This window comes from Mucilaginibacter sp. GW821-FHT07H05, from assembly GCF_059418485.1.
On record NZ_JBWKPY010000002.1, the window covers coordinates 242,966 to 269,427 of the forward strand.

The following is a 26,462-nucleotide window of genomic DNA, read 5'->3' on the forward strand; positions in this document are numbered from 1 at the left end:
CACATTTGCAATCTATATTACCCCCTTGAACAAAAAGAAGATTATAAACGACCCGGTTTACGGGTTTATTACCATTCCGTCGGCGCTGGTTTTCGACCTGATCGAACACCCGTACTTTCAGCGCCTGCGCTATATTAAGCAGTTAGGGATGACGCACCTGGTATACCCCGGCGCGCTGCACACCCGCTTTCACCATGCTTTAGGTGCCATGCACCTGATGCGGATGGCAATAGAGACCATTTGCAATAAAGGGAACGAAATTACCCCCGAAGAGCAGGAAGCCGTAACCATAGCCATCCTGCTGCACGATGTGGGCCACGGACCATTCTCGCACGCGCTGGAAAAAACCATTGTGCAGGGTATCTCGCACGAGGATATCTCCACCGCCATGATGGACCGCATAAACCGCGATCTGAACGGGCAGTTGGATATGGCCATCGCCATTTTTAATGACACCTATCCGCGGCGCTTTTTGCACCAGCTGGTATCCAGTCAGCTGGATATGGACCGGATGGATTACCTGAACCGCGACAGCTTTTTTACCGGGGTATCCGAGGGCGTGATCAGTTCGGAACGGATCATCAAAATGCTGAACGTGGTGGACGATCATATTGTGGTAGAAGAAAAAGGAATTTATTCAATAGAGAACTTCCTGATCAGCCGCCGGCTGATGTACTGGCAGGTTTACCTGCACAAAACCGTTATAGCGGCCGAGCAATTATTGGGCAAGATCTTAAAACGCGCGCGCGAACTGGCGCTGAAAGGTGTACCCCTGTTTGCCACACCTGCCCTTAACCATTTTTTGGTGAATACCATTAATAAGGAGGCCTTTAAAAACGACGCGCAAAACCTGGATATATTTTCATCGCTGGATGATACGGATATCATGTCGGCCATTAAGGTTTGGGCAAGCTGCGATGATTTAATTTTGGCTACCTTATGCCATAACCTCATCCATCGCAAGCTGTATCATGTAGATATTTCAACCAAGGTATCTACCCAGCACCATTTGGACGGCCTGATAAAACAAGCGGTTGAAAAATATCGTATAAGTGCAGATGAGGCCGAATATTTTGTGTTTACCGATACCATACGCAATAATGCCTACCGGCAGGGCGATGGCAACATCCGTATCCTGATGAAGGATAACAGCATTAAAGATATTGCCGATGCCAGCGATTACAGCAGCCTTGGCGCGCTGACAAAAACGGTAAAAAAGCATATTACCTGTTATGTAAAAGATTTGGATTATTGTGGTTAATTTAACCACAGAGTGCACAAAGAGAGAAACACAGAGTGCACAGAGATTATATGGAGATTGATCGGGCAAAAAGGCTCTGTGACCTCTGTGCAGGCCTTTGTGCTCTCTGTGGTTAAGATATTATTTGTAATTTGCCCCTTAACCAATTAACAACTAAATTTGCCGGATGCAATTTACTGCCAGCGATATAAGTTTACTGCTTAACGGAACTGTAGAAGGTGATGCTTCGGCCACAGTTAACCGCCTGGCAAAAATAGAGGAAGCCACTACCGGGGCATTGTCCTTTTTGGCTAACCCCAGGTACGAGAGCTTTTTATACAGCACCGGCGCATCGGTTGTTATTATTAATAACGACCAGGTTTTGGCCGAACCGGTAAAGGCTACCTTAATACGGGTAGAAAATGCTTACAGCGCCTTCACCCTGTTGCTGAACCAGTACAATTCCATCAAATTAAATAAAAGCGGTATAGAGCAGCCCAGCTTTGTACATGAGAGCGCTAAGGTTGGCAAAAATGCCTACATCGGCGCTTTTGCCTATATTGGTCCAAATGTAATCGTTGGCGATAACTGCAAGCTTTACCCTAATACCTATATTGCCGATAACGTAACGCTTGGCGATAACGTAACGCTTTTTCCCGGTGTAACCATTTATTTTGATTGCGTACTGGGCAACAACGTTACCATCCATTCGGGTACCATCATCGGGGCCGATGGTTTTGGCTTTGCCCCCAACCCTGACGGCAGTTACACAAAAATTAGCCAGATAGGCAATGTGATCATCGAAGATGACGTTGAGATAGGGAGCAACACCACAATAGATAGGGCAACGATGGGGTCGACCATTATCCGCAAGGGAGTTAAGCTGGACAACCTGATCCAGGTGGCCCATAATGTGGAGATCGGCACCAATACAGTAGTGGCCGCGCAAACAGGTATATCGGGCAGCACCAAAATTGGCGAGCAGGTAATACTGGGCGGGCAGGTTGGTGTGGTTGGCCATATCAGCATAGCCAACGGATCGCAGGTACAGGCGCAATCCGGCATCAGTCGCAATATTGCCGAAGAAAGTAAAAGGTGGATGGGTTCGCCTGCTACCAAATATAACGAGCACATGCGGTCGCAGGTAGTGTTTCAACGCCTGCCCGAGCTGGAAAAAAGGATACAGGAATTAGAAAAAATAATTAAGGATGCCTCACCTAAATCCTCTCCAGAGGAGAGGACTTAAAAGGTAGGCTGTTAAATAAACAAATTCAAAAGCCCTCTCCCCTGGAGAGGGTTGGGTGAGGCTTTTTATGAACGTAAAACAAAGAACTATTAAAGGCCCGGTATCAGTATCCGGGACGGGCTTGCATACCGGCGAAAAGGTGACCATGACCTTTACGCCCGCGCCGGATAATCACGGCTATAAATTCAGAAGGATTGATGTGGAAGGCTCGCCGGTGATTGATGCCGATTGCGATAATGTAACCGATACATCGCGCGGAACAACCATTTCGCAAAACGGAGCCAGTGTAAGCACCGTTGAGCATGTTTTAGCCGCCCTGGTAGGTTTAGAAATTGATAACGTACTGATTGATATCGACGGCCCCGAAACCCCTATTATGGATGGCAGCTCCATTATGTTTGTGGATGCCCTGGCCGACGGCGGGTTTGTTGACCAGGAAGCCGACAGGGAGTATTACCATATCCCATATAACATCCATTATTCGGAAGCCGACCGTAAGGTAGAGATGGTGGCTATGCCGCTGGATGATTACCGCTTTACCTGTATGGTTGATTATAATTCGGCCGTGTTGGGCAGCCAGCATGCCAGTATCTCAACCATTGCCGAATTTAAAAAGGAAATAGCATCGTGCCGCACTTTTTGCTTTTTGCACGAACTGGAAATGCTGCTTAAACACGACCTGATAAAAGGCGGCGACCTTAACAACGCTATCGTAGTGGTTGATAAAGAGGTAGACGAAGAAGAGCTGGCCCACCTGGCCAAGCTGTTCAACCGTAAAGATATTAATGTAGCCCCGCAGGGGATACTGAATAATATTGAACTGCGCCACCAAAACGAACCGGCCCGCCACAAACTGCTGGATATGATTGGCGATCTGGCGCTGGTAGGCGTTCCGCTGCGCGGCCATATTATGGCGGCAAGACCGGGCCATGCCGCTAACGTTGCCTTTGCCAAAAAAATAAAGGCCTTAATTAAAAAAGAGCGCAGCCGTAAGCACGTAAAAGTTTACGACCCTAACATGACGCCGGTATATGATACCGTGCAGATCATGAATATATTACCGCACCGCCAGCCGTTTTTAATGATAGACAAGATACTGGAGCTATCAAAAAGCCACGTGGTAGGGCTAAAGAACGTAACCATGAACGAGGACTTGTTTATGGGCCACTTCCCCGGTTCGCCGCTGTTCCCCGGTGTTTTACAAATCGAGGCGATGGCGCAAACCGGCGGTATCCTGGTATTAAACACCGTTCCTGATCCTGAAAATTATATTACCTTGTTCCTGAAAATAGAAAATGCCCGCTTTAAGGATAAGGTTGTGCCGGGCGATACCATTATTTTCCATTGTAACCTGCTGGCGCCTATCCGCAGGGGTATTGCACAAATGAAAGGCGTAGGTATGGTAGGATCGCGCATTGTTGTGGAGGCCGAGCTGATGGCACAAATTGTTAAAAAAACTAAAAACACCGAAGAATGATCCAACCCTTAGCATATATCCATCCGCAGGCCAGGATAGCCGAAAACGTAGTGATCGATCCGTTTGTAACCATCCATAAGGATGTGGAAATTGGCGAGGGCACCTGGATAGGGTCAAACGTAACCATTATGGATGGCGCGCGTATTGGCAAAAACTGCCGCATTTTCCCGGGCGCGGTTATATCCGCTATCCCCCAGGATTTGAAATATAAGGGCGAGAATACCCATGTGGTAATTGGCGATAATACCACCATCCGCGAATGCGTAACCATTAACCGTGGCACAAACGACCGCTTTAAAACCGAAATTGGCAGCAACTGCCTGATTATGGCCTACTGCCACGTAGCGCACGATTGTTTGGTGGGCAATAACTGCATATTCTCAAATAACACCACCCTTGCCGGCCATATCACCATTGGCGACAATGTGGTTTTAGCGGGTATGGTAGCCATTCACCAGTTTGTTAAGGTTGGGTCGCACGCGTTTGTAACCGGGGGCTCGCTGGTACGCAAGGATGTACCGCCGTATGTAAAGGCCGCGCGCGAGCCATTGTCCTACGCCGGCATCAACTCGGTTGGCCTACGCCGCCGTGGCTTTAGCGAAGACAAGATTAACGAGATACAGGATATTTACCGCACCCTTTTTGTACGCAACTATAATGTAACCAAAGCCCTGGAGATCATCGAGGCCGATTTTCGCCCGACGCAGGAACGCGACGAGATCCTGAACTTTATACAAGGATCGCAACGCGGTATCATGAAGGGGTTTGGAAACAACTAAGGTTGTTGGTCATTACGCTTCGCTGTCATTGGGTCATTACGCTTCGCTGTCATTGATCCATTGTGTGTTGCGATATAACAATGACTCAATGACTCAATGACTCAATGACATCTCAGATTACCATATCCCTTAAAGAAATAGGCCGCCGCTTTAACCGCGACTGGATATTTAAGGGCGTGGATTACACTTTTACTTCGGGCAACAGTTACGCCATATTGGGGCCAAATGGTTCGGGCAAGTCTACCTTATTGCAGGTGGTTAATGCCAGTTTATCCCCTTCGGCCGGCACAATCAGTTATAGCCTGAACGGCGCAGTGCTGGAACCCGAACAGGTGTTTAAGCACATTAGCCTGGCTGCGCCTTATATGGAACTGATAGAGGAGTTCAGCCTGGCCGAAATGATCGGTTTTCACTTTAAATTTAAACCCTATCTGAAGGGATTCAACAGCGATAAGGTAATCGACCTGCTGGATATGCCCGGGGCTAAAAACAAGCTGATCAAATACTTTTCGTCGGGTATGAAACAGCGCTTAAAGCTGGCTCTGGCCTTTTGCGCAGACACCCCTATGCTGCTGCTGGACGAACCCACCTCTAATCTGGACGTGCAGGGTGTCAATTGGTATTTAAACCTCATACAGCAATTCGCGCAGGGCCGCCTGGTCATCATCTGCTCCAACCAGGAGCACGAGTATAACTTTTGCAATGATCAGTTACGCATAACCGATTATAAAGGATAATATCAACCTGGTTTATTGCCGGTCATTCAAACCCGGTCGAGAGAGTAACTCTTCGCCTATCTTGTTTGAAAATGAATTCACGCAAGATCATATCACTTCCAATACCACATATCCCTTCCCGTTCAGGCTAAATTCATCGCCCGCCTTGCAGCCCATCATTTTAAACCCGACAGGCGATGCCGACGATATAGCAAAATAGCTTTCACCGGCCACATTTAAAACACCCGCGCTTACCGCGATATAAAAGTTGCCGTTATTGGTTTTCACCACGCTGCCTTCTTCCACCTTGTCCGATTTTCCTGCCGTGCTGATGCGGTTAAGCGCTACCAGCAGCTTATTGGCTCCGGTGAGCTGGGCCATGCCGCGGTTTTTTTCCTGCTGCAGCATTTCGCGGCCGGTTTCGTACTTATCACCCGCGCTGCTTTTGGTATCTTCGGTAGATGATTGTTCGGCCGATTGGATGGCTTGCTGTGCATTGTCCATACGTTGCTGTACAAAAACCGTACAAAGCTGGTGAAGTTGTTTTTTCAGTTGATTCATGGGCGGATGCAAATATGGGAAAAAGCGGCTGGTTTAAAAGCCAACGCCAGCACCTATGTGTGGACGGCCTCCAGCGGTTGTTGCTCCAGTAAAGCCTGCTCCTTTTTTTGAAGCTTTCTTTTTTTCAGAAACCGTAAATGCAGCCCACCGATCAGCAGGGCTACGCAACCCTCGGCCAGGATGGTATTCTGCACGCCTATCCACTGGGATAACCCGCCGATGATCAATCCGCCCAACGGCTGCATCCCGAAGAAAGCCATGGCGTAAAAGCTGATCACCCGCCCACGCATTTCGGGCGCAACGGAGGTTTGGATAAGGGTATTGCTGACGGTGATCTGCGACATCATGCCAAAGCCGCCTATCACCGAAAACACTAAGGCCAATGGATAATTAGTTTCATGCGCGAATAATACCAGGCCGACACCAAAAATAAAGGTATTGATGGCCAGGATCTTCTTCAGATTATGCCCGGGTTTTAACGATGCCAGGAATATGGCGCCCGAAAACGCACCGAGACCGATCACACTATCGATCACCCCAAAGGTAGATGCCGAACCGTGGAAAATATCTTTGGCATAAACCGGGATCAGGGTACTGTAAGGCAGCACCAATAAGCTGATAGTACCCAGCATGAGCAGGATAAAGGAAATGGATGGGGTATTTTTGAGATAAACAAAGCCTTCCTTTAATTCGCCGAATACATTTTTTGGGTGCGGCTTAGCCTCGTATTTAGGCAGTTTCATCATTAGCAGCGAACCAATTACCGCTATAAAGCTTACCGCGTTTAAACCAAAGCATGCATCGGTGCCCAGTTTTTCAATAGCTATACCGGCAATCCCCGGCCCTATCAATCGCGACAGGTTGACCATAGACGAGTTAAGCGCGAGGGCATTAGGCAAATCGGCTTTATTATCTACCATATCATACACCAGCGATTGGCGGGCCGGAACATCGAAAGCGTTAATGATACCCAGCACCACGCTCAGCACTATAATTTCCCAAACATTGTAATGCCGGGTAAACACCAGCACGGTAAGCAATATGGCCTGTATCATACTGGCTACCTGCGTTGCCAGTAACAACCGGAAACGGTTGTACCTGTCAGCCGCCACGCCACCCAAAAACGACAGCAGGAACGAGGGGAACATGCTGGCAAACAGCGTCATCCCCAGCATAAATTTAGATTGTGTTAACTCGTACACCACCCAGCTTACGGCGGTTTTTTGCATCCAGGTACCAATCAGCGAAACGGATTGGCCAAAAAAGTAAAGGCGGTAGTTGTAGCTTTTAAAAGCTTTAAATGTATTGATGTTCATAGTAACCTCTCCCAACCCTCTCCAAAGGAGCGGGCTTTAAATCCATCTATTTTATATAAACCCTCACTCATTCCTCCCCGTTAGGGAGGTTAGGAGGGGTCCCAATCAACCAGTTTGGTCAGCGGGCCTAATGCCTGTTGCAGCAGGGCTTGTTCTTCGGGTGTGCAAACCTCGTTCAGCGCTTTGTTTAGCCACTCTTCGCGTTCGTTACGTACCTTGTATAGTGTTTCTGTGCCTAATGGCGATAAAGAAATGATCACTTTGCGCTTATCCGTTTCGGAAGCCGTTCGGATGATCAGTCCCATCTCAAATAAATTATTCAGCACCTGCGACATGGATTGCGTGGTAATATGCTCCATAACAGCCAGTTCGCTGGGCAATAATTGCTGGTACTGATCCAGCAGCGCAATGGTCGAGCGTTCGGTCAGCGACAGCCTTTCGCCCGTGGCCGATTGCTTGCGCAGCTTTTTGGTTAAACGGGTAATTACGTTACGCAGGTTGCTGGCTAATTGCCTTGTGGTTTGATCGCTCATTTTTTATTGTTAAGTAAACTTGTAAGTTTACCTTACAAATATAGGATTTGTTTTGTTGAGAGAAAGTCATAATGCTTAGATTAGAATTTAACCACAAAGGACACAGAGGTAGAAATCACAAAGGACACAAAGCCATTATTTATTATCTTGCCTCTAATATTATGAGCCGAAAAATATTCTTATTGCTTATTCTACCTGTTTGCTTTATAATGGCATGTAAGCAAAAGCATGCCGGGCAGATCAGCAAAGCATCGTACCAATTGGTTAAAAACTGGCCGTCTCTGCCAGATACCATGGTGCTGGGTAACCCTTCGGGGATTGGCGTTGATAGCAATCAAAACCTGATTGTTTTCAGGCGGGGTAATCGCGACTGGCCGCTGATTGGGTCCATGCCTAAAACGCCTATCGCGCAAAAAACCGTTTTAGTGTTGGATCATCAAACCGGAAAGATCATCAATAGCTGGGGCGATCACCTGTTCATTATGCCGCACGGACTGACTGTTGACAGCGCCAACAACGTTTGGGTTACCGATGTTGGCCTGCACCAGGTATTCAAGTTTACGCATGATGGTAAACTGTTGATGAAGTTGGGCGTAGTCGGAGTACCGGGCAATGATGCCGGTCATTTTGATCAACCGACGGACGTAGCCATTGCTGCCGATGGTTCATTTTATGTGAGCGATGGTTATGGCAATAGCCGGGTGGTTAAGTTTTCGCCTGCCGGGAAATATCTGTTGGAATGGGGTAAAAAAGGAAACGGCCCAAGTGAGTTTAACGTTCCGCACGGCCTGACGCTGGACAAGGCCGGTAATGTATACGTAGCCGACAGGGCCAATAAACGCGTAGAAGTATTTAACCCGCAAGGTAAATTCCTGAAGCAGTTTGGTGATGAAAGCTTCGGCCGGATCTGCGGGTTAACGTTTGATAAAGTTAAAAACCAAATAATAGCGGTCGACGATGAAACCTCCTGGTTTGATATCCGGCACAACGGATCGGATATTATCGTATTCGATATCACCGGCAAGATCATATCCCGCCAGGGAAGAACCAGTCACTACAGCGGCCCCAAATGCTGGTACCACGATGTAGCGGTTGACAGCGACGGCAATATCTACACCGCCGATATCCTGGGTAATATCATCCAAAAATTAAGCCCCGGACGGTCTAAAAAACAACCGATAATCAAGTAAATCTTAAAATCCTAAAAATCATGGTTAACTTCGGGAAATGAAACTATCCGAACTCACCAACTACCTGGAAAGCCTGGCACCGCTGGCCTACCAGGAGGATTACGATAACTCGGGGTTGATCGTCGGTCACCCCGACAGGGAGATCCAGCAGGCGCTGGTATCGCTGGATTGTACCGAAGCCGTGGTTGACGAAGCCATTGCCCGCCATTGCCAGGTCATCGTATCGCACCACCCTATTGTATTTAAGGGCCTCAAAAAGTTCAATGGCAAAACCTATGTGGAGCGTGTGGTAGAGAAAGCCATTAAAAATAACATCGCCATTTACGCCATCCATACCAATCTGGATCATATTAAAACCGGCGTTAACGCCCGCATTTGCGAAACGCTGGACTTGCAGAACTGCCGCATCCTGTCGCCGAAACAAGGCCTGCTGAAAAAGCTGGTCACCTTTGTGCCGCATGCCCAGGCCGAACAGGTGCGCAATGCCCTGTTTAAAGCCGGCGCGGGGCATATTGGCAATTACAGCGAGTGCAACTTCAGCGTGCAGGGCCACGGCACCTTTAAGGGTAACGAACACACCGACCCCTACGTAGGCCAGCCCGGCGAGCGCCATACCGAACCCGAAACCCGTGTAGAAACCATATACCCGGCCAACCTGGAAAGCAAAGTGCTGATGGCGCTGTTTCTGGCCCATCCGTACGAGGAGGTGGCTTATGATCTGTACCCCATTACCAACCAGCACCAGGAAGTTGGCGCCGGCATGATAGGTGAGGTAGAGCATCCTGTTGACGAGAAAACCTTTTTGCAGCACGTAAAATGGAAAATGAACGCCAGCGTGATCCGCCATACGGCCTTTACCGGCAAAATGGTTAAAAAAGTAGCCGTTTGCGGCGGTGCCGGGGGCTTTTTACTGAAGCAGGCCATAGCCGCCGGGGCCGACATTTTTATGACCGCCGATTACAAATACCACGAGTTTTTTGATGCCGAAGGAAAGCTGGTTATTGCCGATGTGGGACACTTTGAAAGTGAACAATTTACGCAACATTTATTGTGTGAAATAATTCAAAAAAAATTCACTAACTTTGCCGTCCGTTTAACAGAAATAAATACAAACCCCGTCAAATACTATATTTAATGGAACAAACCGTAGAACAGAAGCTAAAAGCTTTATACGAACTACAAAGCATCCACTCACAGATCGACAAAATACGCCAGGTACGTGGCGAGTTGCCGATGGAAGTTGCTGATTTAGAGGATGACGTTGCTGGCTTAGAGACCCGCATTCAGAAAATTAAATTCGAACTGGATGATTTGGAAGATGAGATCGTAACACGCAAAAACGTGATCCGCGACTCGCAAGCCAATATCAAAAAATACGAGGCTCAACTGAACGAGGTTAAAAACAACCGCGAGTACGAAGCTATATCAAAAGAAATTGAGATACAGGGCTTAGATATACAAGTGAGCGAGAAAAAGATCCGTGAGTTTGGTTTTGAGATCACTACCAAAAACCAGGTTTATGAAAAAGCCCTGGCCGATTTGGAAGAACGCAAAAAAGACCTTGAATTAAAAAGGGACGAATTAGGCACCATTACTTCCGAAACCCAAAAAGAAGAAGAAGAATTATTAGCACAGGTTGATAAAGCCAAAGCTAATATCGAAGACCGCCTGTTATTTGCTTACGACCGCCTGCGTACCAACGCTAAAAACGGTTTGGCAGTAGTAACTATCCGTCGCGATTCGTGCTCGGGCTGCTTTAACCAGATCCCGCCACAGCGCCAGTCAGATATCCGTCAACGCAAAAAGATCATCGTTTGCGAGCATTGCGGCCGTATCCTGGTTGACGAGCAAATGGCTATGGAAGTTGAAGAAGCATAATTTAGAGATGAGTTAATTAGTGATTGGAGATTAGGGATCACTAAGATGATATAAGAAAGGCGTTCAGATTTGATCTGAACGCCTTTCTTGTTTTCACTACATCGTGAGCAGAACAGGTAACAGTCCCTCCCCCGGGCCGCGTGCGCCTTAGCTTTAGCGGCGGAGCAAGGGGTGCGGCTGTCTGTGTGTTGGCAGGGAGGGGTTTCACCACCCATAACCCACCATCCCGTCATTGCGAGGCACGAAGCAATCTCATAATTGGCAGGACAGTAGTACATGTGAACGGCTGTGCTGTAAATTAACGTCAGTCTGCTCTTAGCCGCAGGGGCCAAGATACTTTTGGCTTGGGCCCAAAAGTATCCAAAAACCCAAGTCAAAAAAAAGCTTCAACGCTCCCTGCCTTGGCAACTACCCGCCGGAGGCGGTTGCCAAGGGCATTCCCGCCAACGCGGGCCCGCTTTTTTGACAGGCCCCCGCTCTTTTTAAAGACCTCCGGCCGAATTGGAGCGAAGCTCCGCTTCTCTTCTCCGACAGCGGTGCGGCTTCCGGAAAGATCGGGCAAAACGATGCTGGCCCGTGGGCGGAAAAGGGAAGCGGATTTGCCTGAAGCGGGGCCACGTGCGAGCGGGAGCAGGGGCAAATTCTTGCGTACCGTGGTTTTGCATGATGCGGGCGAAGGCCCTGTGCGGCAAAGGAAGCATTAGCGCTGTCTTGATTTATTCACATATTATTTATTTTTCAAGGCGTTCATGAGGTCGCTATCGCTTAGTTTTTGGTTACTTTTTTATCAAGAAAAAAGTAACAGCCCTTCCGGCGGCAATTGAGCCGGACTAACGGTCACTATCCGCACAAACATTCATAAAAAGCACAAACCCAACAACATCCCATAAAACAAACCACCCCTACCCCCTGTTAACCTAAAAAACTAAAACTATGCAGTGGTTCGGCGGACGCGAAAGCGATAATGTAGAAACAGGGAGCAGCAGCGGCGGTGGCCGCGGACTGGTTTTTGGCGGTGGTATTGTAGGCATTATTGGGGTGGTGATTTACCTGCTGACGGGTGTTAACCCCTCCCAGTTGCTTAACGGCGGCCAGGGCGACCCCGCCCAGCAGCAGCAAAACCAAAAGCTAAGCGGCAACCTTACCCGCGAACAGCAGTTTGCCAGCGTAGTATTTGCCAGTACCGAAGACGTGTGGGACAGCCTGATGCGCGCCGAAGGGCGCACTTACGAGCGGCCTACCCTGCACCTGTTTGAAGGCGCGGTTGAGGCCGAAGGCTGCGGTTTTGCCAGCGCGGCAACCGGTCCGTTTTATTGCCCGGCCGACCGTAAAGTGTACATCGATCTTTCTTTTTTTGATGAACTGAGTCAGCGCTTTAATGCCCCCGGCGAAGCCGCCCGCGCCTACGTAATAGCCCACGAGGTTGGTCACCATGTGCAAAACCTGCTGGGACTGAGCGCCAAAATGGAGCGCGCCCGGGAGCAGCTCGGCACCGAAGATTTTAACAAGCTATCGGTTAAAATGGAACTCCAGGCCGATTTTTATGCCGGCGTATGGGCCCATTACCTGCAACGCGCCCGCAGCAAAGGCATAGTGATTAACCGCAGCGATATAGACAGCGCCCTGGTGGCAGCCCACGCCATTGGCGACGACCGCCTGCAGCAGGAAAGCCAGGGCCACGTAGAACCCGACAGCTTTACCCACGGCACCAGCGCCCAGCGCGCCTACTGGTTTAAAAAAGGTTTCGACACGGGGGATATCAAACAGGGGAATACTTTTGCGGTGAGGACGGAGGATGAGTATTAGTACTTAAATTTGTGCTATGGCCGATGTGCACAGTAAGGAAACCCGAAGCTACAATATGTCGCGGATCAGGAGTAAGGATACTAAGCCTGAAATGCTGGTGCGGAGATTTTTGCATAAACATGGTTTCCGCTACCGGCTGCATGTAAAGGATATGCCCGGCAAGCCCGATATTGTTTTACCCAAATACAAGACGGTTATTTTTATTCATGGATGCTTTTGGCATGGACATGAGGGGTGCAGATATTATGTTGTGCCGAAAACCCGAACCGAATGGTGGCTAAATAAAATTAATGGCAATATTGCCAATGATAGTATTGCTGAAACTTCCCTAAAAGAATTAGGCTGGAATATTATTGAGATATGGGAGTGTGAATTGAAGAAAGCATCGCTTGATGCTACGCTTAGCCATTTATTAGTTTCTTTAAAATAATAAAAAGTTCACTTATATCCGATTGACTTATAGTCGAATAGACAATAGCTTGCGTAATGGATATCCGCAAGAAAATCGGGCTGCGCATAAAGGAACACCGAACAAATTTAAAATTAACACAGGAAGCCTTAGCCTTTAAGGCAGAGATAGATAAGACTTACGTTAACGAGGTTGAAAACGGCAAACGAAATGTTTCTGTAATTAACCTTGAAAAAATAATTCTTGCACTGGAAACCAATATCCGCGATTTCTTTAATTCCCCAATCTTTTCTGATACCGTAAATTCTAATGTTTAAATCTATTCCAATTATCGACCTGTTTGCCGGGCCCGGTGGACTGGGCGAAGGTTTCACTTCTGTATTAAATGATGAAAATAAACGGGTATTTAAAATAGCCCTATCTATTGAAAAGGACGACTTTGCGCATCAAACACTAACGCTTCGTAGCTTTGTACGCCAGTTTGAACCGAATCATTTGCCTGAAGAATACTATTCCCTGGTTAAAGGTGAATTAAAAGGAGTTGAAGAACTGTATCATAAATACCCCGAACAGGCAGCCGCGGCTAAGCACGAAGCCTGGAAAATTGAGGTAGGTGATAACGCAAAGCATAAGCTAATTGATAAAAGAATAAAAGATGGTTTAAAAGGAGAAAAAAACTTTGTTTTAATAGGTGGGCCGCCTTGCCAGGCCTACTCCCTTGTTGGAAGATCAAGGCGCCAGGAAAAGGATGGCCTTGATGAAAAAGACCCACGCGTTTATCTGTATCGCGAGTACTACCGTATCCTTGCAGTTCACCGGCCACCTGTATTTATTATGGAAAATGTAAAAGGTATTTTATCTGCGAAGGTTAATACTGAATCTATTTTCAACCAGGTTGTCCGTGACTTAAAAAATCCTTTCGAGGCTTACCGTAAATTAAAAGGTCAGGAAGACTTAACGTATAAGCCACCCGGTTATCAAATATATTCTTTAGTTACACCAAGGAAAAAAAACTTACTTGGTGAAGATATTTTTGAACCCCGGGACTTTATTATAAAGTCAGAAGAATATGGAATACCACAGACTAGGCACCGGGTTATACTCTTAGGTATTAGAGATGATTTAAACATTACACCTGATACCTTACATAAAGCTTTGTTACCAATAACTGTTAATGATGTGATTGGTGATTTGCCATCATTAAGAAGTGGTATATCAAAAGAGAAAGATGGAAGTAATGAATGGATTGCGTTGTTACAGGAAAGCCTTGAAACCGGGATATGGAATAATATTGAAGAACCGGTTAGAGAAAGGATTATAGGAGTAATTAATCAATTAAATTTGCCGGAAAATAACCGTGGGGGTTTATTTATTGATGGTAATGCAACAATAGCCTATTTAAACAATTGGTATGTTGACCAGCGTTTACATGGGTTTGCCAATCATGAAACACGTAGCCATATTAAAGATGATTTATACCGCTATATGTTTGTTGCCTGTTTTGCCGAAATTGAAGGGAGGTCTCCTAAATTGTCTGATTTTCCGGATAGGTTATTGCCCCGGCATTTAAATGTGAGGGATGGGATTGATGAAAACAAATTTGCCGATAGGTTTAGGGTGCAATTGTTAAATGAACCATCAAAAACGGTTACCAGTCATATTTCAAAGGATGGGCACTATTATATCCACCCCGACCCGGCACAATGTAGAAGTTTAACGGTGCGTGAAGCAGCACGAATACAGACGTTCCCGGATAACTATTACTTCTGTGGGCCGCGTACAGAGCAATATCATCAGGTTGGAAACGCAGTGCCGCCGTATTTGGCATACCAGATAGCATCGATCATTCAAAAATTGTTAGCTTATGGGTAAACTTTGAGGCTTTATTTTATTTAATAGATTAATGATTTCTTCTGTATTAAACAAGGGGAGAAATTTTACGCCACCAAATAAATTTAAATTTTTAATTAACTCTCTTGTTTTGTCTTCACTTCTGGCAATATCTGAATTGAGTTTCAGAAACTCCAATAGCCCAGTTCTGATAGATTTGCTAGTACCAATAGCACGCTCGGTTATTCCCACAGCTAAATCTTGCCTCTGTAACATCGTTTCAAGAAGTTCATACTTTCGATCACCTTTGCTGATGTCATGAGTTATGTGTGCATACCACCATAACCTTGATATGCCATTCCTGGTAATTGATTCAAGTTTTAAATTTCTTAGAAAGTATCTTTCTTTAACGCGCCCTACGGGGTTTTTTGCAGCTTCAACAGGCCATCTCTCACGCATGTAATCCCAAAAAAAATCATGTGTTAAACTTACCCACAATCGTTCATCTGACGCTTCAACTTCAGTCAATGTATTGAAAGATTCATAAAGAACTATACTATTATCCATATCCTTTTTTTGATCAGGATTTAGATATAAATTTTGATCAAAAAATATTCCAGTTGCCCCTTTTGAATAATTTTCTTCAAAAGGGAATTTGTCTTTTAAATAGTTATCGTGATTTTTTGTTGAATAAACGTTCCTAAAAAGCTTATCAACATACAAGGTCGAAAAAAAGCGCACTTCATTCTTATTCATAATCTGAGTCTGTTGTTAGGGATTCAAAACATTTATTTAAGGGCTGATCAAGAATGTTTTGTGCAATTTTTATGGGTTCAGGATGCTTTTTAGATGCGTCTTTGATTTCTTTTAATGCCTTATACCATTTATTTTCAGCATAGTCCTTAGCTGTCGGATCATTAAGAAAGTGGAGAGCTTCGAGTAAAGCTGGAAAAACCAATGAAGATAAAATTAATCCAAAATACTGTTTATTGCTTTTAAATAACTTATAATTATTATAATCTTCAATGCATAACATAATAGTTATTTTTTCCCCAGAATAATCTAAATACATCGGAGACTTACTTTCTCCTGTACAATCAATATTCATAAGTGCGGAAATTGATTTGAGTTCTAGTGGGCTTTTATTTGCATAAAACTTGCCTTTACCTGCGTAGGCCATTAGATCCGACTTATCAATTTCAAAACTATTTTGCCCATAGTCAATATTGAATAAAGAGCTTTTATACTTATTAATTGAAGCTAATGCGCAAATAAAAAAATCAATTTCCACTTCACCATTTAGTTTAGTAGATGGAATCAAAATGGGGTCAGCTAAGCTTTTTTGGCTTCTGAATACTTCCCGATACAACGTACCCCTGCAATAAACATGCGATATATATGCCGCAGAATCTTTTTGAATAAGTATATTTATATCTGGATTATTAAGAATAAAGACTGGTGTGATTTCTATAAAATCGACTTTCGAGGATATTTTCAAATCAACTTTTAGACTACTGTTCAAATAGTCATCAGCAATACCCAAAACAGGATGCGGATAATTTCTATTGTTATATAACATGGGCTTCAATTTTTAAAGCCAGCTTAAATGCTGAACTGATTTCTACGGTAAATTCCTGACTGATATTTTTTAGCAATTGCAAATGCCGTATTAAATTTTCAGAATAAAAGTACTTGCCGTTATTTTGATCATAAATATTTAAAATTTTCAATTTCTCTGTTCCTTCTTCACCAACAGCAATCAATTTTATATTACATCGTATGTTTTGACTGTTTTTTAAAATCACTTTATAAGTTAATTTTTCCTCGGTTTGAGAAATCAAATAGGCCCTTGATACCAATCCTCTAACTTTTCTTACAAAACTTCCTTTGCCACTGCCACCGGCACCACTATTTTCTCCCCTATCCCCTTGCTCACTGTCTTCTGCTTCTTTATCATTTATAATAGAGATTTTATAGGGAGTTATAACAACCTGTGAATTAAATCCTTCTGCTTTTTGAATGGTTTTGGAAGTTTCTTTTGTCCCCTCATTATTTGTATATGTTATTTCTCCCCCGCTGCCGTCTCCTGAATCATCGCCATCGTCAAAAGGTAAAAACCTTTGTAATTCCGGTATTTCAAGAACACCAAAATTTTGACTCTTTTTAACTTTATCTAAACAGCCTCTAATGAATTTGGTTATTTCAGCCATTATTGTTTCTCCGTTTTCTTTGCTCCTCTTAGGATCCCATTTGTCATGTGCTGGTGGTTCCATTTTCCTTAATTTTAAATTCCCCATGTCATTATCACAAATAAATACGCCAGCAAAGTTTCCTGGAAAGTTAAAACGCCTTGAGTATATAACCATATGAGATCTACGAAGCATTGCAACATAATTCATATGTGATTCAATCATTTTAAAATGAAACTTACATTCTTGCAAAGATGGAAGAAATTCATTGCCTCCTAGTTCTTGTCCCTGAACTACAGCCAAATAATATTGTAAAGGATTGCCAATCGGTTCTACGTAATCTTTAAAAGGTTCGGTTGCAAAATATCGAACAAGGTACTCAGATAAATTATTGGAATTAATTTCATTTCCTTCAACGTCAACTTCTAAGTCATTAGAATGGATTGCATACCAAAAATTTCTTAAAACAGACTTTAATAAATCTTCGATCCAATCCTTTGTAACTTTATAACCGGCTAAAAGAATATCTGTCCCTTGTGTCCTTCGCCAAAAACGATCAGGAATTTGCTCTGCCTTTCTTACAGATTGTTGCGCAAAACCAAAAGAACCACCCCCTCGTTTTTTATCCCCTTCACTATCCTGAAAACTAACAAGTTCTGCTTTTCCTTGAAATACGGATGTTGCCGTTTCATTTTTTGTTGAATAAAAAACCACTCTTAAATCTGAAGCCGCAAAAGGGGCTCCCTTACCTATACCAAAAGATCCGCCTTCGCCGGCACTTTTTGAACTCGCGCCATTCGACTTCACAAGATTAAACCATCCTCCTTTCATGTCATCATCATTACCACTCAATCCTATTGTATTGTAATCAGATATCCTTAAAAATGGAATTTTTTCCAGCCCTAAACATGTTATAGCGTTTTCAAGGAAGTTGATTGTTTCATCATGATGGCGCCAAAAATCCTTTGCAGACTTAACGATATTGTTAAGTTGAACATGGCCGGGAAACTCTTCTTTTGTGAAATATTCTAATCCAAAAATGACCTTAACCGGCTCTTTGATTTTTTTATCTTTTGCATCAAGAGAGTTTTGGATTATTTCCCGAGCGAGGAAATAATTATAATTTCCGCTAAAATGCTCAATCATAGAATTGTTTAACCCGTCTATGTCACCACCACCGGTTGACGCAAAATTCCAATCTAATATTTTTGACATATTATCATTTAAAATTCAAAAGTTTGCTTATTCGTTTTACTATTGTTGGCCTCAAAGGAAACCTTTAAGTAATTAACTTTTTTGTTAATCGCTTCCATCATTTTTTTTACCTCAGCATCTGTATACTCATATGTTGAAGTATTCGAGCAGTTTGCCAGGCTTTCTAAATCGTCCAGTACCTTTTGAACTCTTCTGCCAGCGACATTCTTGAATCTCTCTTTTTTTGTATTTAACGCATTCATGATATTATATATTTTAATCAAATATATAAAAGTGATTTTATTTATAAAAATAAAATCACTTTTATATATATAAATATTTTAATTAATATTATCACTATTCCACAAACAAATCACAATGAAATACATCAAAATATATTTCATTATATATATGAAGAGAGAGAGAGAGGAAGAGGGGGGGGGGCGATGTTAATAGGCGCTTCACGCTAAAGCCAATTGCAACTTAATATCATATCCGCGAATTAGGGGAGAGGGATTGCAATGTAAAGTTGGATTTTCTCCTTTATCGCAATGCATAGCAAATCCTGCGCAAGAGAGCGTAACCGTAAAGCAATCCTGTTAAGCCTTCAAATCAAAAAAATCAAGGTCTATTTCTGCCTGAAGAAGATCTGTACGGGTACCCCGGTGAAATCAAAGTTCTCGCGCAGCTTGTTTTCGATAAAGCGCATGTACGATTCCTTAACGTATTGCGGCAGGTTACAAAAGAACGCGAACATAGGCGATGTACCTTTGATCTGCGTAATGTATTTGATCTTTACAAACTTGCCCTTCAACGCCGGCGGCGGATAGTTTTCGATAATAGGCAGCATCACATCGTTCAGTTTTGATGTAGGGATCTTTTTGGCCCGGTTGGCATACACCTGGTTGGCGGTTTCCAGCACCTTTAACACCCGCTGCTTTTCGGTTACCGAAGTAAATACGATAGGCACATCGGTAAACGGCGCCAGTTTCTGGCGGATGGCTTCTTCAAAAACCTTAACGGTCTTAGTGTTCTTCTCAATCAGGTCCCACTTGTTCACCACTACCACAACGCCTTTCTTATTCTTCTCGGCCAGGTGAAAGATATTCACATCCTGCGATTCCATCCCTTCAACGGCATCAATCATCAGGATCACTACGTCGGCTTCTTCCAGCGCCTTAATAGTACGCATCACCGAGTAAAATTCAATGTTCTCCTTCACCTTGGTTTTTTTACGCATCCCGGCCGTGTCGATCAGCATAAACTCGTGACCGTACTGGTTATAGTGGATATGGATACTATCGCGCGTGGTACCGGCAATAGGGGTAACAATGTTACGGTCCTTACCAATCAGCGAGTTGATGATGGATGATTTACCCACGTTAGGGCGGCCAATAATGGCGTATTTAGGCAGGGTATTTTCCGCTACCACTTCATCGTCGAAGGTTTTAATTACCTCGTCCAGCAGTTCGCCGGTACCGCTGCCGGTCATGGATGAGATATTGTAGATCTCGCCCAAACCCAAACTGTAAAATATACTCGCGTCTGATTGCAGCAGGCCGTGATCAACCTTATTCACTACTACAAACGTTGGCTTTTTGCCTTTACGCAGCAGGGTAGCAATTTCATCGTCCAGGTCGGTAATGCCGGTGGTAACGTCAACCACAAAAAGGATAACGGTAGCCTCTTCAATAGCGATGTTCACCTGCTCGCGGATAGCGGCTTCAAAAACGTCGTCGCTGTTGGCTACATAGCCGCCGGTATCAATCACGGTAAAGTTGCGCCCCACCCATTCGGCCACGCCGTAATGACGGTCGCGGGTTACGCCGCTAAAATCGTCCACAATAGCTTTGCGGGTTTCGGTTAAACGGTTGTATAGGGTTGATTTGCCAACGTTGGGCCTGCCTACTATGGCTACTATGTTACTCATTGTTAAGTCGTAAGTTTTAAGTATTGAGTCTTAAGTCAACACTAATTTATAAGAAAGTTGTGAATAATAAGACGGGGAAATTTAAGACTCCAGACTTAAGACTCAGAACTTAGAACTAATCATCGTACCCAAATTTCTTCAGGTAGTTTTTTTTGCTGCGCCAATCGCTGATCACTTTAACAAACATCTCCAAAAAGATCTTCTTCTGATAAAAATCCTCCATCGACCGGCGGGCGTACGTGCCTACTATTTTCAGCATGCTGCCACCCTGGCCAATAATGATGTTCTTTTGCGAATCGCGCTCCACAATAATTTCGGCGCTGATGCGGTATATTTTCTCTTCCTCCTTAAACGCCGTGATAATTACCTCGGTGCTGTAAGGGATCTCTTTTTTGTATTGTTTAAAAATCTGCTCGCGGATCATCTCCGAAGCAAAGAAGCGGTCGTTCCTGTCGGTCAGTGCGTCCTTTTCGTAATAAGGCGCGTGCTCAGGCAGGTAGCCAACAATAAATTTTAACAGTTCAACCGTATTAGGCGCTTTCAGGGCCGAGATAGCAAACACAGCCAGCGGCTCCAGCTTCTCTTCCCAATCGGCCACTTTTTGGTTAATGGTATCGGCATCGCTCAAATCGGCTTTGTTGATCAGTACGATCACCGGCGCCTGCGAGCCTTCCAGCCTTTTCATCACATCGGTTTCGTCGTGCTTCTCGTTAATATCGGTCACCAGCAAAATCAGGTCGGCATCTACTATCGATCCCTGTACCTGGTTCATCATGCTTTCGTGCAGGGCATAGTGCGGCTTGATGATCCCTGGCGTATCCGAAAACACCACCTGGTAATCATCGGTATTTACCATACCCAAAATACGGTGGCGCGTAGTTTGTGCTTTTGGAGTGATGATGGACATTTTTTCGCCCACAAGCGCATTCATTAATGTGGATTTACCCGCATTAGGTTTGCCAATGATGCTTACAAAACCTGCCCTATGACTCATAAAAAAATAATTAAAATATTATTTGGACTGCAAAGAAACGAATTATATCTTTGCAGTCCAATTAAAAGGAGTTACAAATTGCTTTTTTACAATTGGAAACAAACATTTCGGGTTTATGACCGTTATGTACAATACCAAAAATAGTGCGGGATGGAGCAGTTGGTAGCTCGTCGGGCTCATAACCCGAAGGTCGTAGGTTCGAGTCCTGCTCCCGCTACCCAAGCACCTTTCTTAATCGGAAGGTGCTTTTTTTATGACCTTTTCGTTGTTTTTGTTAAAACATTCCCTCTTTAATAAAAATCCTACCATTTTCGGTTCGAGTGCTGCTTCGTTAATAAAATAATACAAAATATTTTAGTTATTTGTCTTTAGTAATGACTGTCTGATTAATCATAAAAACGTGAACTAATCTGATAACCAGAAATATGCAGTTTTCAAACGATTTAACAGATGTACAACTTATTCGACTTTTAAAGGAAGATAATGAGACTGCATTTGCCGAAATTTACAAACGTTACGCAAAAAGCCTTGCAGATTTTACAGTATCAAAATTATTTAACCTGGAGGATGCGCAGGATATTATCCATGACCTTTTCGTTAAACTTTGGGAAGACAGGAAACAGTTGAATATCACTTCTAATTTAAAAACCTACCTGTTTACAATTACCCGCCATCGCATCATCGATAAAATACGCCGGAATATTACCCGTGAAGAATACGCAGCAATGCTGCAATCATTAGCAAACGCTTATCAGCCTAACATTGAGCAACAAATAGCCGTTAAAGAACTTCAGCAAACTATCGAAAATTCGCTCAATGAATTATCTCCAAAAGTAAAAGAGATCTATCAGTTAAGCCGTGAAGAAAATCTAAGTATCCCGGAAATTGCTGAAAAGCTTCAATTATCAGAGCAGACCGTTAAAAATCAGCTATCCACTGCATTATCGCACCTAAGAAAATCATTACCAGGCATTTCTGCCTCAATTCTTTTGCTTTGGTTGTTGCCTTAAACCCACGTTTATTCCTTATTAAAAAATATTTCATTTTCTTATAGTACTAAACGGCAGTTCATACGACTACTGTTAAATTTCTATAAAGATGGACCGAAATATTATAGAAGCCTTATTGGATCGTTACCTGAAAGGCGAAACTTCGCAGGAAGAAAATGAATTGGTAGAAAACTGGTTGCAGGAGAACAATAATCCCCATTCAGAATGGCAGCATTTTAATCAAAGCCGGAAAGATCAATGGCTGGCAGATGTATTCGGCCAGGTACAAGATAGCATCAAAACTAATGAACCGAAAATAGTTGCCATGCCGCAGCGCAAGCATTTATGGCGGCGCATTGCTGCCGTCGCAGCAGTATTAGCTATTTGTTTTACGCTGTACCTGGAATGGCCTGCCTTGCAAAGTCGCCTGCGTCCGGTACAGTTAACCGCGTTAACGGTTTCCTTAAATCAACAAAAGCAAATCACCTTAGCCGATGGAAGTAAAGTTTGGATTAACGCCAGCTCTCAACTAAAATACCCCCAACAATTTAATGGTAAAATAAGAGAGGTTTATCTTTCCGGTGAGGCTTATTTCGATATTCAGCATGATGTAAGTAAGCCATTTATTATCCACACAGGAAAAGTAGTTACTACTGTTTTGGGTACGGCCTTTAATATTAAAGAGGATAAGAACAGCCATACCATAGTAGTAACGGTAACACGAGGGAAAGTAAGTGTTGCTAACGGCATTAAGCAGTTAGGTATTATTACGCCTAACCAGCAGATCAGCTTTAATTTATTGAATAGTAAGGCTACTCAAACTGAAGTAGATGCCAAACAGGCTATTGCGTGGCAGAAAAACGAGCTGCATTTTGAGGACATCACCTTTGCCGAAGCAGCCTTACAGTTGCAACAGCGTTTCCATATCAAAATAAACTTTAGTAATGATAAGATAAAAGATTGCCGGTTTACGGGCACAGCCCTAAATGGCGACAAACTGGATAAAATATTAAAAGTGGTCTGTGCTTTTAACAATGCGACCTATCAAACAAAAAAGGATGGCAGCATTATGATCGATGGGAACGGATGTAATTAATAACAAAATGGACGGCAAATAGAATAGCAAGCAAAGGCTGATTTGTACTCAAGGTAGCATAAACAGCAAGAATAGAACCTGCAAGCCGACGGCAATCGGCTTACAGGTTTCCGGAAAACCGGAGTTTTAAATCATTTGGTAATCACTTAAAACATTTAAAAGTATGGAAATTTCTGCAATAAAGCAGGACGAGGGGATGCATTATGCCCACCCTTTTAATAAATCACAACAATACAGATTAAACTTTATACAATTTATGCGCGTCAGCTTCCTTATTACTGCCTTGCTTATCGCCACGCTACAGTTACTGTTGGCAGTACCGACACATGGCCAGGATATGACCGTTGAAAAGGTGACCGTAAGACTAAAACAACAAGAGCTAACGGACGCGCTTAAACAGATTGAACAGCAAACCACCCTGCGCTTTTTTTATCGTAAGGCAGAGGTAGATAAGTTAGCTAAACTAAACCTGGCGCCAGAGAGGCGTACCATTGAACGGACGCTTTTTGAGTTGCTGCATAATACGGGCTTTAGCTTTAGGCAGATAGATCAGAATATCCTGATAGAAACTAACGGGCAATTACCAAACGCAAAAATTGGGATCAGCGGCAGAGTATTGGCGATGGATAATCAGCAACCACTACGTGATGCCCGCGTAGAGCTATTACGTAGCATTGATTTGCAATTGGTAGGGCAAGCCTTTACCGATTCTGCCGGTCGTTTCGCGATCAGCACTCAGGATAACTCACCGCATATCATCAGGATAGCATTGATGGGCTATCATGTATACCGGGCCCCGGTTGCAGATGGCGGTGAAGTTACCCTGCCGAAAATTTATCTGGAACCCGATCCGAAGCTACTAAAAGAGGTGGTTATTGCTGACAAATCACCACTGGTTAAGCAGGAAGTGGATAGACTGGTTTACAATGTGCAGGGCAATCCGGATAATAAAACCAGCACCGTCCTGGATATGCTGGGTAAAGTCCCATTGGTATCGGTTAATGCCGACGGCGATATCAAACTAAAAGGTAGTTCGAGCTTTAAGGTGCTAATAGATGGCCGTACATCATCTTTAGTAGCAAATAACCCTGCGGATATTTTTAGGGTGATGCCGGCAAGCAGTATAGCCAGTATTGAAGTGATCACTATCCCGCCCGCGAAATATGATAGCGAGGGATTAGCCGGCATTATCAACGTAATTACCGTAAAGAAAAAACTGGACGGTTATACCGGCAATCTGGGCTTTCAGTATAAGTTCCCCAACGGGCCGCGCAACTATGCTAATTTCACGTTTAAAAGCGGCAAATTCGCCATGGCTGTATCAGGGGGCTATAACATCAACAATACCCCACAAACGCCTTTTTCTATCTCCCGGCAAAACATTAGCCCGGTTAATTCCACCATTAACCAGGAGGGTACGGCCCATACCATTAATCATCAAAGTGTTGTTTATTCCCAGTATAGTTATGAGATTGACAGCCTGAACCTGATTTCGGCAATTATTAACTACGCTAATGGTCTCAACCACCGCCTGGGCAGCAGTTTTACCCGCAAGACAGACAACACGAACAGCAGTTATCAATCAGACGAGGACGGCCGTAACACCCAACATGGGTATGACCTTGGTTTGGATTACCAAATGGGTTTTAAGAGAAAGAAAACGCAACTGCTCTCGTTTTCCTATCGCTATAGCGATAACGACTACAACCAGTTTAACCTGTTTACTGCATCTCAGCAGGTTAATTCCAGTATTAACGATTATAACCAGGGAAATACATCAGGCACTAAAGAACACACCTTGCAACTGGACTATACCCATCCTTTAAAGTATGTGGATATAGAGGCAGGTATCAAAAGTATTTTCCGGAATAATTTTAGCGATTATGTAACCACCTTGTTTAATACAGGCAACAGTTCAGCAAACGGGTTTAATTACGATCAGGATATTTATGCAGCTTATAATTCCTACCAATTTAAGCTGGATTCCTGGACGATTAAGGCAGGAGCAAGATGGGAGATGACTTCGATGAAGGCCGACTTCTCATCAGTTGGTATCGTCAATATTCCCGATTATAACCGGGTAGTACCAGCCATTGCCGTTCAAAAAAAGCTTTCCAAATCAACAAGTATTAATTGGGGGTACACCGAACGGATCAGCAGGCCGGGCATTAGGCAGCTAAACCCTTATATCGACCGGCAAAATCCATTGTCCATTAGCTATGGCAACCCCAATCTGCGGCCAGAGTTAAACCATACTTTTAGTTTCAATTACAGTACGTATAGCAATGGTTCTTTTAATGCCGGCTTAAGCTATACTTTTTCCAACAACTCTATACAATTTATAAGTCTGTTAGGAGCAGACGGCGTAACTAATAACACCTACAGCAATTTGGGAAAAAACGCCAAGCTCTCGGGCTATATAAGCACTAATTATCCGCTAAGCCAGCGCCTAAATCTGGATACTTATGCGGAGATCAGTCGGGCACATCTGACCGGAATGATTGACGGGCTAAACTATGTGAAAAACGCCATGTTTGTTAACACTAACATTAACTTAAGTTACAAAATGGATCATAACTGGCGTACGGGCTTTGAGTTTCAGTATTATAGTCAAACGGGAATAGCCTTGCAATCAACCTTTAGTCCATATTATTATACTTCCTTTAGCCTGGCTAAAAGCGTATTCAATAAAAAGCTGAGCATCCGCGGCACGGTAAGTAACCCTTATTTAAGATATCTTAATTACAAAATCAATTATTCAGATCCGCATTATAACCAGGTTATACAGCAGGATATTGTATATCGCAGGTTCAACATTTATTTAAACTACACTTTTGGAAAACTGCGGGATGCTTCTGTAAAAAAGAACAAAAAATCGGTTAAAAACGATGATACTTCAACTATAGCACCACCAACGCCGCCCGGTAATTAACTCAAACATTAAACACTTTAACATGAAAACCATCATCATTATGATATGGGCAGGCATTGCGTGTACCTTTTGTGCAAATACACAGCAATACCTGGCAAACTTGAACAAAGCAAATATCCGTTCGGCAAGTTTCATTAACGCATTAAAAAAACTTACG

24 protein-coding genes and 1 tRNA gene are annotated in these 26,462 nt (G+C 43.9%); 16 read left to right on the forward strand and 9 right to left on the reverse strand.

Annotated features, from left to right (window positions below; genetic code table 11):
* The first annotated feature begins 25 nt into the window (after positions 1-25).
* The 5 genes from AC07M6_RS05100 (at position 26) to AC07M6_RS05120 (ending at position 5,479) form a co-directional block, all read left to right on the forward strand.
* Positions 26-1,261, forward strand: coding sequence for an HD domain-containing protein (locus AC07M6_RS05100; RefSeq protein ID WP_494887844.1), 1,236 nt, complete (start codon positions 26-28; stop codon positions 1,259-1,261).
* A gap of 166 nt (positions 1,262-1,427) precedes the next feature.
* Complete coding sequence (gene lpxD / locus AC07M6_RS05105) at positions 1,428-2,486, forward strand: UDP-3-O-(3-hydroxymyristoyl)glucosamine N-acyltransferase (RefSeq protein ID WP_494887845.1); 1,059 nt, start codon at positions 1,428-1,430, stop codon at positions 2,484-2,486.
* Between the two features lie 67 nt (positions 2,487-2,553).
* Positions 2,554-3,963: a bifunctional UDP-3-O-[3-hydroxymyristoyl] N-acetylglucosamine deacetylase/3-hydroxyacyl-ACP dehydratase gene (locus AC07M6_RS05110; RefSeq protein ID WP_494887846.1), complete on the forward strand. Its 1,410-nt coding sequence runs from the start codon at positions 2,554-2,556 to the stop codon at positions 3,961-3,963.
* Complete coding sequence (gene lpxA, locus AC07M6_RS05115; protein ID WP_494887847.1) at positions 3,960-4,742, forward strand: acyl-ACP--UDP-N-acetylglucosamine O-acyltransferase; 783 nt, start codon at positions 3,960-3,962, stop codon at positions 4,740-4,742. Before AC07M6_RS05110 ends, lpxA begins: the two co-directional genes overlap by 4 nt.
* 104 nt (positions 4,743-4,846) lie before the next feature.
* Positions 4,847-5,479, forward strand: a complete 633-nt coding sequence (locus tag AC07M6_RS05120) for an ABC transporter ATP-binding protein (RefSeq protein ID WP_494887848.1) — start codon at positions 4,847-4,849, stop codon at positions 5,477-5,479.
* 87 nt (positions 5,480-5,566) lie between these two features.
* Here AC07M6_RS05120 and AC07M6_RS05125 read toward each other — a convergent pair whose 3' ends face one another.
* The 3 genes from AC07M6_RS05125 to AC07M6_RS05135 form a co-directional block, all read right to left on the reverse strand.
* Entirely contained in the window at positions 5,567-6,019 is a 453-nt protein-coding gene (locus tag AC07M6_RS05125) for a 3-oxoacyl-ACP synthase (protein ID WP_494887849.1), read from the reverse strand.
* 53 nt (positions 6,020-6,072) lie between these two features.
* Positions 6,073-7,335 (reverse strand): MFS transporter, encoded by a 1,263-nt coding sequence (locus AC07M6_RS05130; RefSeq protein WP_494887850.1) that lies wholly within the window; start codon positions 7,333-7,335, stop codon positions 6,073-6,075.
* An 89-nt stretch (positions 7,336-7,424) separates the two neighbouring features.
* Positions 7,425-7,868, reverse strand: a complete 444-nt coding sequence (locus AC07M6_RS05135; protein WP_494887851.1) for a MarR family winged helix-turn-helix transcriptional regulator — start codon at positions 7,866-7,868, stop codon at positions 7,425-7,427.
* A gap of 209 nt (positions 7,869-8,077) precedes the next feature.
* Between AC07M6_RS05135 and AC07M6_RS05140 the strand changes: the two genes are divergently transcribed.
* The 7 genes from AC07M6_RS05140 to AC07M6_RS05170 all read left to right on the forward strand — a co-directional run bounded on the left by AC07M6_RS05140 (position 8,078) and on the right by AC07M6_RS05170 (position 15,023).
* Positions 8,078-9,058, forward strand: a complete 981-nt coding sequence (locus AC07M6_RS05140) for a peptidyl-alpha-hydroxyglycine alpha-amidating lyase family protein (protein ID WP_494887852.1) — start codon at positions 8,078-8,080, stop codon at positions 9,056-9,058.
* Positions 9,059-9,095: 37 nt separating this feature from the next.
* Positions 9,096-10,193, forward strand: coding sequence for a Nif3-like dinuclear metal center hexameric protein (locus AC07M6_RS05145; protein ID WP_494887853.1), 1,098 nt, complete (start codon positions 9,096-9,098; stop codon positions 10,191-10,193).
* Positions 10,193-10,936: a zinc ribbon domain-containing protein gene (locus AC07M6_RS05150; protein ID WP_494887854.1), complete on the forward strand. Its 744-nt coding sequence runs from the start codon at positions 10,193-10,195 to the stop codon at positions 10,934-10,936. Before AC07M6_RS05145 ends, AC07M6_RS05150 begins: the two co-directional genes overlap by 1 nt.
* A 933-nt stretch (positions 10,937-11,869) precedes the next feature.
* Positions 11,870-12,742 carry a KPN_02809 family neutral zinc metallopeptidase gene (gene ypfJ / locus AC07M6_RS05155; protein ID WP_494887855.1) on the forward strand — a complete coding sequence of 291 codons (873 nt, stop codon included), beginning with the start codon at positions 11,870-11,872 and terminating at the stop codon, positions 12,740-12,742.
* Positions 12,743-12,758: 16 nt separating this feature from the next.
* Entirely contained in the window at positions 12,759-13,172 is a 414-nt protein-coding gene (locus AC07M6_RS05160; protein WP_494887856.1) for a very short patch repair endonuclease, read from the forward strand.
* Positions 13,173-13,228: 56 nt separating this feature from the next.
* Complete coding sequence (locus AC07M6_RS05165; protein WP_494887857.1) at positions 13,229-13,468, forward strand: helix-turn-helix domain-containing protein; 240 nt, start codon at positions 13,229-13,231, stop codon at positions 13,466-13,468.
* Positions 13,461-15,023, forward strand: a complete 1,563-nt coding sequence (locus AC07M6_RS05170) for a DNA cytosine methyltransferase (RefSeq protein ID WP_494887858.1) — start codon at positions 13,461-13,463, stop codon at positions 15,021-15,023. The genes AC07M6_RS05165 and AC07M6_RS05170 overlap by 8 nt, the downstream gene beginning before the upstream one ends.
* On the opposite strand, the gene AC07M6_RS05175 is transcribed toward AC07M6_RS05170, so the two are convergent.
* From AC07M6_RS05175 to era, 6 genes are all read right to left on the reverse strand, one after another.
* A complete protein-coding gene (locus tag AC07M6_RS05175; protein WP_494887859.1) occupies positions 15,009-15,737 on the reverse strand; it encodes a DUF6339 family protein in 729 nt (242 codons plus the stop codon). The two genes, AC07M6_RS05170 and AC07M6_RS05175, sit on opposite strands and share 15 nt — an antisense overlap.
* Positions 15,730-16,560: a hypothetical protein gene (locus AC07M6_RS05180; protein ID WP_494887860.1), complete on the reverse strand. Its 831-nt coding sequence runs from the start codon at positions 16,558-16,560 to the stop codon at positions 15,730-15,732. Before AC07M6_RS05180 ends, AC07M6_RS05175 begins: the two co-directional genes overlap by 8 nt.
* Positions 16,550-18,385, reverse strand: a complete 1,836-nt coding sequence (locus AC07M6_RS05185) for a hypothetical protein (RefSeq protein ID WP_494887861.1) — start codon at positions 18,383-18,385, stop codon at positions 16,550-16,552. Before AC07M6_RS05185 ends, AC07M6_RS05180 begins: the two co-directional genes overlap by 11 nt.
* Before the next feature lie 8 nt (positions 18,386-18,393).
* Complete coding sequence (locus AC07M6_RS05190) at positions 18,394-18,627, reverse strand: hypothetical protein (RefSeq protein ID WP_494887862.1); 234 nt, start codon at positions 18,625-18,627, stop codon at positions 18,394-18,396.
* Positions 18,628-18,992: 365 nt separating this feature from the next.
* Positions 18,993-20,294: a ribosome biogenesis GTPase Der gene (gene der / locus AC07M6_RS05195; RefSeq protein WP_494887863.1), complete on the reverse strand. Its 1,302-nt coding sequence runs from the start codon at positions 20,292-20,294 to the stop codon at positions 18,993-18,995.
* A 115-nt stretch (positions 20,295-20,409) separates the two neighbouring features.
* Entirely contained in the window at positions 20,410-21,288 is an 879-nt protein-coding gene (era, locus tag AC07M6_RS05200; protein WP_494887864.1) for a GTPase Era, read from the reverse strand.
* Between the two features lie 144 nt (positions 21,289-21,432).
* Between era and AC07M6_RS05205 the strand changes: the two genes are divergently transcribed.
* From AC07M6_RS05205 to AC07M6_RS05220, 4 genes are all read left to right on the forward strand, one after another.
* Positions 21,433-21,509: transfer RNA gene (locus AC07M6_RS05205), tRNA-Met, on the forward strand.
* A 204-nt stretch (positions 21,510-21,713) separates the two neighbouring features.
* Positions 21,714-22,298, forward strand: coding sequence for an RNA polymerase sigma-70 factor (locus AC07M6_RS05210; protein WP_494887865.1), 585 nt, complete (start codon positions 21,714-21,716; stop codon positions 22,296-22,298).
* Positions 22,299-22,386: 88 nt separating this feature from the next.
* A complete protein-coding gene (locus tag AC07M6_RS05215) occupies positions 22,387-23,373 on the forward strand; it encodes a FecR family protein (RefSeq protein WP_494887866.1) in 987 nt (328 codons plus the stop codon).
* A 163-nt stretch (positions 23,374-23,536) separates the two neighbouring features.
* Entirely contained in the window at positions 23,537-26,305 is a 2,769-nt protein-coding gene (locus AC07M6_RS05220) for a TonB-dependent receptor (protein WP_494887867.1), read from the forward strand.
* Positions 26,306-26,462 lie beyond the last annotated feature (157 nt).